The organism is Kordiimonas lipolytica (assembly GCF_001550065.1).
Genome location: NZ_LRUB01000002.1, coordinates 365,348 through 378,701, shown reverse-complemented (window position 1 = coordinate 378,701; position 13,354 = coordinate 365,348). Strand labels below are relative to the sequence as shown.

At 57.3% G+C, this 13,354-nt stretch carries 11 protein-coding genes; 6 read left to right on the top strand and 5 right to left on the bottom strand.

The window, feature by feature from the left end; genetic code table 11:
- Window position 1 precedes the first annotated feature (1 nt).
- From KORM41_RS01900 to KORM41_RS01885, 4 genes are all read left to right on the top strand, one after another.
- Window positions 2-1,591 (top strand): CpaF family protein, encoded by a 1,590-nt coding sequence (locus tag KORM41_RS01900; RefSeq protein WP_231727074.1) that lies wholly within the window; start codon window positions 2-4, stop codon window positions 1,589-1,591.
- A gap of 3 nt (window positions 1,592-1,594) precedes the next feature.
- Window positions 1,595-2,584, top strand: a complete 990-nt coding sequence (locus tag KORM41_RS01895) for a type II secretion system F family protein (RefSeq protein ID WP_068143799.1) — start codon at window positions 1,595-1,597, stop codon at window positions 2,582-2,584.
- 6 nt (window positions 2,585-2,590) lie between these two features.
- Window positions 2,591-3,574: a type II secretion system F family protein gene (locus KORM41_RS01890; RefSeq protein WP_068143797.1), complete on the top strand. Its 984-nt coding sequence runs from the start codon at window positions 2,591-2,593 to the stop codon at window positions 3,572-3,574.
- Window positions 3,575-4,079: 505 nt separating this feature from the next.
- Window positions 4,080-4,982, top strand: coding sequence for a hydrogen peroxide-inducible genes activator (locus KORM41_RS01885; RefSeq protein WP_068143795.1), 903 nt, complete (start codon window positions 4,080-4,082; stop codon window positions 4,980-4,982).
- Window positions 4,983-5,006: 24 nt separating this feature from the next.
- Here the strand turns inward: KORM41_RS01885 and KORM41_RS01880 are convergent, their stop codons facing one another.
- Window positions 5,007-5,435, bottom strand: coding sequence for a hypothetical protein (locus tag KORM41_RS01880; RefSeq protein WP_068143793.1), 429 nt, complete (start codon window positions 5,433-5,435; stop codon window positions 5,007-5,009).
- Between the two features lie 286 nt (window positions 5,436-5,721).
- Window positions 5,722-6,681, bottom strand: coding sequence for a GNAT family N-acetyltransferase (locus tag KORM41_RS01875; RefSeq protein WP_068143791.1), 960 nt, complete (start codon window positions 6,679-6,681; stop codon window positions 5,722-5,724).
- A gap of 131 nt (window positions 6,682-6,812) precedes the next feature.
- Between KORM41_RS01875 and KORM41_RS01870 the strand changes: the two genes are divergently transcribed.
- Complete coding sequence (locus KORM41_RS01870) at window positions 6,813-7,412, top strand: cytochrome b family protein (protein ID WP_068143789.1); 600 nt, start codon at window positions 6,813-6,815, stop codon at window positions 7,410-7,412.
- Between the two features lie 39 nt (window positions 7,413-7,451).
- The gene (locus KORM41_RS01865) at window positions 7,452-9,482 is read left to right on the top strand and encodes a S9 family peptidase (protein WP_068143787.1); all 2,031 of its coding nucleotides are present in this window, start codon (window positions 7,452-7,454) and stop codon (window positions 9,480-9,482) included.
- A gap of 49 nt (window positions 9,483-9,531) precedes the next feature.
- Here the strand turns inward: KORM41_RS01865 and KORM41_RS01860 are convergent, their stop codons facing one another.
- From KORM41_RS01860 to KORM41_RS01850, 3 genes are all read right to left on the bottom strand, one after another.
- A complete protein-coding gene (locus KORM41_RS01860; protein ID WP_082719666.1) occupies window positions 9,532-10,584 on the bottom strand; it encodes a serine hydrolase domain-containing protein in 1,053 nt (350 codons plus the stop codon).
- A 70-nt stretch (window positions 10,585-10,654) separates the two neighbouring features.
- Window positions 10,655-11,920 (bottom strand): amidohydrolase family protein, encoded by a 1,266-nt coding sequence (locus KORM41_RS01855; protein ID WP_068143783.1) that lies wholly within the window; start codon window positions 11,918-11,920, stop codon window positions 10,655-10,657.
- A complete protein-coding gene (locus KORM41_RS01850) occupies window positions 11,917-13,350 on the bottom strand; it encodes an amidohydrolase (RefSeq protein ID WP_197420920.1) in 1,434 nt (477 codons plus the stop codon). Before KORM41_RS01850 ends, KORM41_RS01855 begins: the two co-directional genes overlap by 4 nt.
- Between the last annotated feature and the right edge of the window lie 4 nt (window positions 13,351-13,354).

Below are 13,354 nucleotides of genomic sequence, written 5' to 3'. Positions count from 1 at the left end.
GATGCAGGAAATTCAACAGACACCATCGGCTACCGCGACACCGCCCATCACAGATGCAGGAACTGTCAGCGCCGTCGAAATGCTTGCCTCCCTCGCGGAATCCCAGCTCAAGGACAATTTCACAGCCGACGAACTTCGGATGTCCCAGAAGGCTGAGGTAACCAAAAAGCTGCAAGGGCTGGTCGAACGCATCATGAGAAGCGAAGAGGCCCAGCTTTCAGAGCAGGAACAAAAAGACCTGGTAACCTATCTTCTGAACGAAGCTGAAGCCAACATCGGCCCCATTGGCGATGCCGCACCGGAAACTCCGAAAACAAAAGATGCCAACAAACAGACTCTGTTTGAAGCTAAAACCCGCGTTCAAACACTGCTGATGGAGCATATCGACCCGGCAGCGGCGGCAGAACTGCCACGCCACGAACTTGCCGAGCAGGTCGGAGAAGTGGTGGGCGAACTGCTGGTTCAGGAAAAGATCAACCTGAACCTCTCAGAGCAGCGGGATCTGGTTACACTGCTTCTTGATGACATGCTGGGTCTTGGCCCGCTTGAACCCCTGCTGGCAGACGACACTATCTCAGACATTATGGTCAACGGCCCCAATCAGGTCTATGTGGAACAAAAAGGTAAGCTGACTCTCACGGATATTCATTTCCGCGACAACCAGCACCTGATGAACATTGCCCAGCGGATCGTGACAGCGGTTGGTCGGCGCGTAGACGAAACATCCCCTATCTGTGACGCTCGCCTGGCTGACGGCAGCCGGGTGAACGTGATTGCCCCACCGCTTGCCATCGATGGGGCTTCGATTTCGATCCGGAAATTCACCAAAGACAAGATCACACTCGACAAGATGCTGGATTTCGGCTCAATCACAGCCCCCCTTGCCAAGCTGCTCAAGATCGCTGGAGCGTGTCGGTTGAACATCCTCATATCGGGCGGCACGGGCTCGGGTAAAACCACGATGCTGAACGCCCTCAGCCGCATGATTGACAAGGGCGAACGTGTGGTCACCATCGAGGATGCGGCCGAGCTTCAGCTCCAGCAGCCACATGTGGTGCGCCTGGAGACCCGGCCACCCAACCTTGAAGGCCAGGGCGAAGTTACAATGCGTGACCTGGTAAAAAACGCCCTCCGGATGCGTCCGGACCGTATCATTCTTGGTGAGATCCGGGGCGGCGAGGCCATCGACATGCTGCAGGCCATGAACACCGGTCACGACGGCTCGATGGGCACCATTCACGCCAACCGCCCGAGGGAAGCTCTGACGCGCCTTGAAAACATGGTGAATATGGCTGGCCTACACCTGCCGGCAAAAGCCATCCGCGAACAGATCGCCGGGTCGCTGGACATGATCGTGCAGGTGCAGCGGATGCGCGACGGTGGCCGCCGGACAACCCACGTGACCGAAGTGGTCGGCATGGAAGGGGACGTAATCACGACCCAAGATCTTTTCAAATTCGAGTTCACAGGTGAGGACGAAAGCGGTCGCCTGGTGGGCCATTTCCATTCAACCGGCGTGCGGCCGCATTTCCTGACGAAGGCCGAATATTTCGGCCTGGACCGCGCGTTGATGGAGGCAATGAACGGATAGATCATGCAGGGCGCCAATCTGAATATCATCCTTCTGGCCGGCGGGCTGATCACAATCATCCTGATTGTGCTCGGCGTCTTCATTACCGGCATGCTCAGCAAGGGCCGCAAGGAAACGCGCGCGCGGCTTGAACAGTTCAAGGCCCGCTTTGACGCCAAGACCACACTGAAGGGCGAACAGGCACGGTCCATTCGCCTGCGCCAGGCAGAAGCAGGCCTGGCTGGCATGATAGCAGAAATGCTGCCCCGGCAGGATCAGATCCAGAAACGCCTGGCCCAGGCAGGGCTTGAAATAGAACTATCTAAATATGCCACCGTTTCCTTCGGCGTTGCCGTTGCTGCTAGTGGCCTCTTTTTCTTCATGGGCTTTGGTGGCGTGCTTGCCGTTGCGCTTGGTGTTATCCTCGGATTTGGCCTGCCACATATGTGGGTTTCAGGCCGCATCAACAAGCGCAAGGAACGCTTCACCAAACAGTTCCCTGAGGCCATGGACCTTATGGTACGGGGCCTCAAGTCCGGCCTGCCAGTGAACGAATGTATCTCGAACGTGGCCAAGGAAATGAGCGCACCAACCGGTGTGGAATTCCAGAAAATCACCGACGCCATGCGGCTCGGCAAACAGCTTGAAGAAGCACTCTGGGAAACCGCTGATAGGCTGGACACACCAGACTTCAAATTTTTCGTGATTTCACTTGTGGTACAGCGGGAAACAGGAGGCAACTTGGCTGAAACCCTGGGCAACCTGTCGAATATTCTGCGTAGCCGGCAAGCCATGAAGCTCAAGGTAAGGGCCCTGTCGTCAGAAGCCAAGGCCAGTGCCTGGATCGTCGGGTTGCTGCCCTTCATCATGCTAGGTGCGATCCTCGCCATCAATTATGACTATGGCATCATTCTATTCACCCATCCAAAAGCTATCATGGCCGGCATTGGCGGGCTTTTATGGATGAGCTTTGGTATCTTCATCATGTCCAGAATGATCAAGTTCGAGGTCTAAAAGCCGATGCAGGAAATCGAAAACATTCTTGGTATTCAGTTCATTGATATCCTCTCGGTGGTTGCAGGGCTTGTGGCGCTTCTGGTGATGTACACCATCTATCAGACCGCCCTGGTCCGCGACCCCATGAAAGGCCGCGTGAAGTCCCTGCAGGACAGGCGCGATTCCCTCAAGGCTGGTTTGATGACCACCTCCAAGCGCCGCTCGCCAGTCAAGAAGGTAGACGGTGTCGGTGCCATGCGGAAGCTTGCCGACAAGCTACAGCTGTTGCAGAAGGAACAGACGCAGAAAGTCTCAGCCCAACTGACACAGGCTGGCTTCAGATCAAAAGATGCGCTGGTGATTTTTCAGGTGGCCCGCCTGACGATGCCGTTGATTATGGGGCTTTTGGCCGTAACCATGTTTTACGGCATGGGTGTCTGGTCCAGCAAGGCGGGCATGTATCCAGTCTTCTCGATCGCTGCTGTCCTCTTGGGCTTCAAGCTGCCCGACATGTATGTCTCTAACATCAAAGCCAAACGTACAGACGCGCTAAGGAAATCCCTACCGGATGCCCTTGACCTTCTCGTGGTGTGTGCCGAAGCAGGGCTGACGCTCGACAGCGCCCTCAACAGGGTCGCAAAAGAACTTGGTCGTGCGGCCCCCGAACTTTCGGACGAATTCTCCCTCACAGCCATTGAGCTTGGCTTCCTGCCGGAAAGGCGTCAGGCGCTATTGAACCTCTCAGAACGTGTAGACCTGCCTGCGCTCAGGGGCGTGGTCACGACGCTTGTGCAAAGTGAACGCTATGGCACACCGCTTGCCAGCAGCCTACGGGTTCTGTCAGCGGAGTTCCGAAACGAGCGCCTGATGCTGGCGGAAGAAAAGGCGGCACGCCTACCTGCAACTCTTACAGTGCCGCTCATTCTCTTCATCCTGCCGACCCTTTTCGTCGTGCTTCTAGGCCCTGCGGCATGCAAGGTAACGGACGGTTTCATTAACCGCGGCTAAGGTCTGGGCGCGAATCACTTAAGCCTGATCACGCGAAGCATTTTGCGACACTCCACTATGACTGTACCGAGTGCACCAAAGTGTAGAAAATGCTGCGCTGCACCCCGAAAAAATGACTGAAAACCAAGGATTTGAACGATTTGAAGCAGACAGGCATTGACCCGAGGGCCGATATTTGGTTTCTTAGGAGGTGCGAGAGGGCGCGACTCGACTGCGCCCACTCCTATTACGGTTGCGTGACTGCAGCCGTACTATCCTCGCTGTCGTGACTCGGGCCGGGTTTTTACCCGGCCATTTTTTTGGCCAAAGCCAGGCTTCGCTAAACAATCACAGGAAAATAGAACTGGAAACACTGCCCCCAATTAACAGGCGCGGGTAGTAAAGAGGCGAAATGTGACCATATTCAGGCACCCTGCCATATCCGCGATTTCAGCTTGGCTAAAACATGGCCGGCACCTATAGTGACAAGGTAAATTTATATCAGGCAATTTAATCGGATTGATCGATGAGCTTTCCTCCCACCCTGAAGCAGCTTAGATATCTTGTGGCCCTGCACCGGACCAATCACTTCGGCAAAGCAGCTGATGCCTGCCACGTGACACAGTCGACCCTGTCAGCCGGATTGCAAGAACTGGAAAACCTTCTGGGTACCCAATTGGTAGAGCGCACCAAACGCTCCGTAATGTTCACCGCACTTGGGGAAGAAATCGTCCGCCGGGCGCAAAGCATCCTGAATGATGTGGATGACCTCACAGATCTGGCAACCTCTGCCAAAGACCCACTGAAGGGTATTGTCCGCATGGGCGTGATCCCCACAATAGCGCCATTCCTGCTGCCCAAGATCATGCCTGCTATCAGCAAGAAGCTGCCTGACCTTGAACTGCATCTGAGGGAAGACAAATCGGCGGAGCTTTGTGAACTGGTGCGCACAGGTGAGCTGGATCTGGTGCTATATGCCCTGCCCTATGCCTGCGGCGACGTAGTAGAACTGCCGCTATTCCACGATCCGTTCCTGGTTGCCTTCCCCGCAGGCGAAGCGCCGAAAGGCGGCATCAAATCAACAGAGTTGGATGAAAAGCGGCTGATGCTTCTTGAGGAAGGCCATTGCCTGCGCGACCATGCCTTGGAGGCCTGCCAGCTTCTTGGCCGTGGAGCCAGACGTGAAATGGCCGGCACCAGCCTCAACACCATTCTGCAAATGGTTGCAGCAGGTCACGGCATTACCCTTTTGCCTGGCATGGCCGTTGAGGCTGGCCTGACCGAAGGTACAGGAGTGGAGGTTCTGCCTTTCGCGGATATCGTTCCCACGCGGACCATTGGCCTGATCTGGCGGAAAACCAACCCACGCGCCTCTACCTTTGAAGCCCTGGGAAAAGTCATCAAGGAAGTTGGCGCTGAACACCCTTAGCATCTTCGGTACGCACACCGCCCGCTATGCAGGGTCAGAGCCAGCCAGAGTTTCCCAAAAGGTCAGCGCCTCACCGGCCTTGGATCCGGAAAAATAATTTTCCCGAACCACCCGCTCGCCCTGCCAATAGAGCACATGTATGCCGTCAATCTGACCCCGGCCATATTCAGGGTGATCAAATCGTGTCTGGTTGTTCAAAACCGAAATGCCGCGCCCCAAATCCTGATAGACAAGCCTCACATCACCATCGATAGACAGGCAGGGTTCAATGAAAGGGCGCTGCCTTGCAAGCGCCTCAAGGCGATCTTCCGCAAACAGATAGTCATTTTCGAAAACCCGGGCCTCCGGGGCATAAAACTGCTCAAGGGCTTCCAGAACCTGACCGCGATTAAGCATCGCAACCAGACCTTCAATCTGTTGGCGCAGTGCCGGTTCTGCCCAGCCTTCTGACATATTTGCTCCCTGTGGCACGTCTTGTTTTGCCTATGGGACAACGCTCGCCCCCCTAACCCTCCGGATTTATGAATAAAAAAAGCCGCTCCCGAAATCTCCGGGAGCGGCAGGACGACAGCTTCAGTCGATGTATGGGGGCTATCAACCGAAGCATGCGAGGAACTGGGAAGACAGCGACCCGGCCACTAGGGTGAGGAAGGGGTATAGCCGGGGCGCCGCTTCCCCTTGAATATGGTGGAAACTATTTATCTATTCCAACGAATATTAACGAATATAATAATCGTATTTAACGATTATTAAGTCGGTAGATATATTCTTCGACCTGCTCCCCGCGGGTGTCGGAGTAGAAGCTGTCTTCCCCAATACGCACGAAGCCGCATTTTTCCAATACGCGCAGCGACGCCGGATGATCCTTGGCCACACGGGCACACAGGGCACTCTTTCGTGTGCCCATTTGGTCAAGGAATTCCGCCAACGCTTTGGTCGCAATACCCTGCCCCCAATGTGCCCTTCCAAGCCAATAGCTGACCTCGCGCATACCCTGGCGGTCAGACGATGCCAGATACCCCGCAACATGCCCTTCATGAAGTATCGTACGCCGAACGGCACCGGCCGCCATCGCCGCCTCCATGTGAGCTTGATATTCCCCGGCACTGGCATAAACCCGGCTGGCACCAGCCTGCCACCGTGCGTCTTCGTCCAGTTGCTGCTCAAACAGCACGGGGTAATCGCTGACAACGGGATCAACAACACGCACATCTCCCCGCAGCTCCATGCGCTGGCTCTCAATCTCACCCTCGCGCGCCATGGATGTTCCTGTGCCAAGCCCGGCTCTTGCAAAACCAACTTTTTCAAGAACCCGCCCAGAAGCTGGGTTGTCAGTAAAATAGTTGGCAATGATCGGCCCCTTGAGCCGATCCTCCCGCGCCATGGCAACCACCATCCGCGCCATCCGTGTCGCCAGGCCGCGGCCGCGCTCGTTCCTATGCACGGAATAGCCGATCTCCAGCTCGCCATTCCTGAAAAAATAGCCGCCGCTGCCGACAAAGCGACCATCCTCAAAAAAGCCTCGGTCCTTGAGCTCGCCATTGGCTTCAGCCTCTCGGCGCGAGATCATGCGTTCACGCGCCCAGTCAAGGTCAACCGGATGCGGCACCGTCCCCGCATTTCGCGCTAGGCCCTGGTCATTGAAAAGATCGAAGTAGGCTTCCAGATCCGCTTCCGTTAGCGGTTTCATCTCAAGCATGCTGCTACTCGCTAATTGTCGTGTTTGTTTTCTTGGTATCTGGGTCAGACTTTCATTAGGCTGGACGCTCCTGTCAACTCTTTGGACACCGGCACCGAACAGGCGACAATGAAAGGAAGGGGAATTCAGGAATGTTGGCACTCTTTGAAGGCAAAAGGATATTTGTCCCGGTCATACTTCTTCTGGCGGCGTTTATCACAAGCCAAATTTCTGCGGCTGGCGGCTATGTTGCCGCGTTGCCGGACATGATGATCCCAACGGCCCATATGGGCTTCATCTTCTTCTTTTTCGCGTTCACGGCCTCCAGCCTGGCGCGATTAGCACCGGGCACAGGGCCCCGCTTCCTGATGCGAAACCGCCGCTACATCGGCCTGTCATTCGCGCTGATTCACGGCACGCACGGTGTGCTGGTACTGTCGAACCTGGCGCTGACGGACGCCAGCCGCCCCGCTCCTGTGCTATTTGCAGGTGGCCTCGCCTATCTGTTTCTGCTTGCGATGACGCTCACCTCAAACAACGCTGGGGTCAGGGCATTCGGGGCAAAGCATTGGAAACGCCTGCATAAGCAAGGCAGCTACTATATATGGGCTATCTTCATGATCACGTCGACGCCCAAACTGATAATGGAACCAAGCCCGAAGGGCTGGATTCCCATCCTGGGCCTTGTTGCCCTTGGCCTTCGGATCGCCGCCTACAGGCAGGGAAAACGCAAACAGGCGACACAAGAATAATTCAGGCTGGCATTCGCCAGCTGTCAGGGAGACAAAGACATGTTTAAACCCGCACTCTTCTTAGTGGCAGCATTGACAGCCTTCGGACCTGCATGGGCCGAAGAGGCAAATTCCACGCTGTTCAACGCAGAAGACATCTTCAATCTGGAATATGCTACAGGCCCTGCGGTGTCCCCTGACGGGAAGCAGGTAGTCTATGAACGCCGCAGCAACGACATCATGACCGACCGCACGCGCACCAACCTGTGGATCGCGAATGCTGACGGCACAAGCCATATGCCGCTGATGTCGGGGCGCAAGAATTTTTCAAACCCTGTGTGGTCGCCAAGCGGTGACCGCATCGCCTATCTCTCGAACGAAGAAGGCAGCACCCAGCTTTATGTGCTGTGGCTCGCGAGCGGCCGCACGGCGCTTCTGTCCAACCTGCAGGAAAGCCCGCGCGACATCAGCTGGTCGCCTGACGGTAAACAGATCGCCTTCACCATGCGGGTTCCCGCTGACCATAAACCGCTGAAGGTCAAAATGCCGAAGAAGCCGGAGGGCGCCACATGGTCTGATCAGGTGAAATATGTCTCGAAGGCGCGGTACCAGCGCGACGGCCAGGGCATTCTTAAACCGGCCTTCCGACATGTGTTCATCATCCCGGCTGACGGCGGCAGCGCCCGCCAGCTGACAAGCGGCGAATTTAACCACCACGGCCCGCTTGCTTTCACGCCAGACGGCAGCGAGATTATCCTGTCTGCCAACAGGAATGAGGACTGGGAATATCAGCAGCGTGACAGCGACCTGTTCGCTGTGAGCATGGGCGGCACGATCCGCCAGGTCACCAACACGCCCGGCTCAGAGGAAGCGCCGACGGTATCGCCTGACGGCAAGACCATTGCCTTCCTCGCCCGCGACGGTGAAAAACTCGCATACCGCAACCGCGAACTGAAACTGATGCCGCTGACGGGCGGTGAAGCAACAAGCCTGACAGCAGATCTGGACCGGTCAGTTGACAAGGCAATTTGGGACGCGCGCGGGCGTGGCCTTTATTTCATGATGGAAAACCGGGGACTGGCGGAAGTGCACTATACGGACACCCGCGGCAAACGCCGGATGGTGGCGGACGCCTTAGGCGGCACCACGCTTGGCCGCCCCTACACCAGCGGCGACTTTGACATGAAGGCCGGCACCGTGGCCTTCACACGCGGCAGCGGCACGCGGCCTGCAGATATCTTTACCGTGCGTGACGGCAAGACCAGGCAGCTCACAGCCCTGAATGAAGACGCGCTTGGGCACAAGACGCTCGGGCAGACGCACGAAATTACCTACAAGTCGTCCATCGATGGGGAGGAAATCCACGGCTGGTACATCACGCCGCCGGGCTTTGACCCCACAGCCAAGAAATACCCACTGATCCTGGAAATCCACGGTGGCCCTCACCTTTCGTACGGCCCGAATTTCTCGGCAGAGATGCAGCGCTTTGCGGCGGAAGGCTATGTGGTTTTCTATGATAACCACCGGGGCAGCACCAGTTACGGCGAGCGCTTTGCGCTTCTTCTGCAGAACAAATACTCAAGCGAGTTTGATTTCGCCGACCATAACTCAGGCGTCGATGCCATGATCGGCCTTGGCTTCATTGACCCGGACCAACTTTACATCACCGGGGGGTCAGCAGGCGGCATCGCCAGCGCCTATGCCATTGGCCTGACGGACCGTTTCCGCGCGGCGGCGGTTGCCAAGCCTGTGATCAACTGGATATCGAAGGTGCTGACAGCTGACAGCTATCTGGGGCAGATCCCTTACCAGTTCCCCGGTATGCCGTGGGAGCATGTGGAACATTACTGGAAGCGCTCGCCGCTTTCGCTGGTGGGCAATGTGACAACCCCGACGCTTCTGATCACGGGCGAGGCGGACCGCCGCACGCCGATTTCGGAAACCGAGCAGTTCTATCAGGCGCTGAAGCTTCGGCGCGTCGACACGCTGATGGTGCGCGTGCCCGACAGCCCGCACGGCATTGCGGGGCGCCCGTCACGCCTGGTGGCCAAGGTGGAAAACATCCTCGCCTGGTTCGAGAAATATAAATAACAAAAAAGGCCGGGGAAACCCGGCCTTTTTCTGGTCCTTCGGACTGGCATCACTTGCCTGCAGTAATCACTCCAACCATCGCCTCGCGCATGGCTTTGAAGTGCTTCTGGTGCAGCACCGCGCCCGCGATGGCCCGCTTTTCAGCCGGTACATACATCACAAGCGTGCCCCAGAAGCCGGAATGCTCATAAAAGGTCACACCGTCCACTTCATATTCAAAGATGCCCAGCCTGTAGGGGCTGTCTGTCGGCAGGCCGTCATGTGACAGCATCAGGTCAAGCGTGCCTTTGTCCTTGAACACTTTGCCGCCGAACAGGGCGGCAAAGAAGGTGGCCATATCCTGTGTGGTGGAAACCAAGCCCCCACCACCATAATGGTCCAGCGTTGCGCTCCAGTCGTGTGTGTCCATGCCCTGGAAATACTGGTGTGCGCGGCGTGCTTCGGCATCCGGATTTTCTTCCACCAGTTCCCAATAGGTGTTCTTGAGGCCAAGGCTGTCGAGCGCCAGATAGCGCCTGACAGCCGCCGCGAGCGTCAGGCCTGTTTGCTTCTCAATGATATGGCCCAAGAGCACATAGCCCGTATCGGAATAGCTGAATTTCTCGCCCGGTGCACCAAGCGGGTCAAGCCAATCGACAGCCCCCTTTATCTGCTCTTCGCGCGTCCAGTGGTGGCTGGGGTCAGAAAGCAACGTCTCGAAGAAAGGCTTGCCGTGGGTGTGGTCCACCAAGCCGCCGGTGTGGCTCAGCAAGTGCCTAACGGTGATAGTAGACGTGTCATAGCCGTCGGACGTCAACAGGTCATCATACTGCGCGTCAATATAGTGGTTGATCGGCTTGCTGATATCCAGCTTGCCTTCTTCCACCAGCCGAAGCGCCGTCGCCGCCACGAAGGTTTTTGTCACACTCGCGATACGCACAGGCGTGGATTGGTAAAGCTTGTCGCCTGCCTGGTCGGCGGTGCCACCCGCATCATCCAGAATGAAATAGGATACATTCACGCCGTCACCTGCAGCGGCAGAGAAACGCTCCGCCAACTCCCCTGCGCTGGCAGGGCTGAAGGCAACCAAGCCCAAAAGCATCCCGATGATTATTCCTCGCATTCCAGCCTCCTGTTCTTGTCATGAAAAAGCCGGGGCATGACCCCGGCTTTCTGTGTTTCGCAATGTCGGCTTACTTATTGAAAGCCGGAGACCGCGAAAGCTCCTTGTAGCGATCGCGCAGCTTGGTCTGGCGTGACACAAGCGGCACTTCCTCGCCGCGAATGAACACCGCATCCGCGCTGGTCATCACTTCAAGCGGGTCGCCGTCCCAAACCACAACATCAGCGTCCTTGCCAGCTTCCATAGTGCCGTAGCTATCCGCCACACCGAAGATTTCGGCCGGGTTCTTGCTGATGGCGTCAACCGCGGCTTCCCACGGCATGCCCATGGCAACCGCGATGCCTGCGTTCTGGACAACCAAGCGGCTGTTGTGCGTGTCAGGCGCCATAAAGGCCACCTTTACGCCAGCCGCATGCAGACGGCCAGCGGCGGCACTGGTGTTGCCAAGCGTGTCGAAGTCTTCCGGCAGGTTGCGGGATGGGTCCAGCACCACCGGAATACCGGCTGCCGCAAGCTCATCCGCCACCATCCAGGCCTCTGCGCCTGCTGTGATCACCACATTGATGCCGAAACGCTTCTTCAGTTCGATGACATTCAGGATGTCGGCCTTGCGCTCAACTTCGACCAGAAGCGGAACCTCCCCTTTCATGACGCGCTCAAGAGCCATCTTGCCGCTGTCATACTTGGGTTTCTTGTCCTTCTTCTCGTCATCCTTCTTGTCGTCGTCGCCGCTTGGGCGCGCGCCTTCAAGGGTGGTGATGACCGTGTCCCAAAGGGCTGCACGACTGCCACCGTTCGAGCTGGCCGCGCCTTCGTCCATATCGATGGACAGGGCCACATAGTCGGCAACGATCATGTCATCGCCGGCAAGCGCCACAACAGCACTTTGGCCACGCCACATGTCTTTCGAGCCCGAGAAGCCCGTTACCGCGCGGGTCACACCTTCAATGCGGGTAACCGGGATCAGCGTGGATGCCGGGTTGAAGGCATATTTCACCTGAAGGCCCATGCCGTTCGATGAACCAGTTGCCCGGGCATCATTCAGGTTACCGGAAAGCGGCACATCCATCAGGCCCAGGTTGCTGCCGGACACCATGAAGCCAACGGTTACCCATTTGCCTGACGCATCCACCGTACGGTAGCCCGCAGGCACATCACCGCCAGCCGTTACAGACTGGATCTTGCCGTCATGGATCAGCACGGTGGCGTTTTCCACCTTGCCGCTGCCGCCATCGGTGAAGGCCGTACCGCCTGTGATGGCGATATCTTCCGCACTAACACCCGCTGTCATCAGGGCTACCAGGGAGGCGCCCATGAGAGATTTCAAATTCCTCATTTCACGTCTCCTTCACCTGGTTGGCCAAGCTCGAAATCCATCACCGGTTGTCGGGAAGGATCATGGCGGTCGAACACCACGGCACCGTCAACAAATGTCTTGTCGGCTTTGGTGTAAACGCTGAACGGATCACCAGACCACAGAACGATATCGGCGTCCTTGCCCACTTCGATCGTGCCGGTCTCGTCAGCGATGCCCAGTGCTTTCGCCGGATTGAGCGACAGCCACTGCCATGCTTCTTCCTTGGAGATATCAACGCCGGCTTTGCGACCGTCGGCAAGGGCCTTGGCTGCTTCCTGGTTCAGGCGCTGGATGCCGCTGTCACTATCGGAATGGACAATCGCGCAGGCGCCGGCCTTGTGAACGAACGGGATGTTCTCGCGGATGCCGTCATAAGCTTCCATCTTGAAGCCCCACCAATCTGCCCACATGCTGGAGCAGACACCGTCTTCAGCAAGGCGATCAGCGATCTTGTAGCTTTCCACAGCGTGGTGGAAGCTAGAGATCTTATAGTCGAATTCCTTCATCACATCGAGCATGGTGCCCATGTCATCAGCGCGGTAGCAGTGCATGTGAACAAGAATTTCACCGTTCAGAACGCCCGCAAGCGTCTCAAGGTTCAGGTCGCGCTTCGGCGGCAGAACGTCTTTGCCGGCCTTATAGTCGCGCTCATACTTGTCCCAGGCGCGCTGGTAATCCTGCGCTTCTGCCCAGGCTGCGCGGTAACCCGCCACGTTACCCATACGGGTATGCGGACGGAATTCCGGGCTATTCTTGCCTTCGCCGTAAACGCGTTTCGGGTTTTCACCGCACGCCATCTTCATGCCGTATGGGGCACCAGGGAACTTCATGTCCTGCGCCACGCGGCCCGGTACGTTCTTAAGCGTGACCGCCCGGCCACCCACAAGGTTCGCGGAACCCGGCAGCAGCTGCAGCGCCGTAATGCCGCCAGCGGCCGCACGGATATAACCCGGGTCCTGTGGCCAGTTGGAATGCTCTACCCATGCGTCTGCCGTTACCGGCTCACCCACTTCGTTGCCGTCTGAATGCGACCGCACGCCCGGGCTTGGATACACACCAAGGTGGCTGTGCGTGTCGATGATGCCTGGTGTCACCCAGCGGCCAGCGCCGTCAATCACCTCAGCGCCCGCGGGGGCTTCAATGCTTTGGCCCACGGCCTTGATATCGCCGCCTTCCATCAGGATCGAGCCACCGTCAATACGGCCGCCCTTGCCATCAAGGATGGTGACATTGGTGATCAGCGTCGGCTTGCTTGGAAGCGGCGTGTAGCTGGATGGATACGGATCCTTGTTGATCTCGACAAACTCGCCCTGCTCCTCGCCTGGCTGGCATGCGGCAAGCGCAAGCCCCATAGCGGTGATGGCGAGCCCTGATCGCAGCCATGAGGGCCGCGTCATTGCTTTTTTCATACTA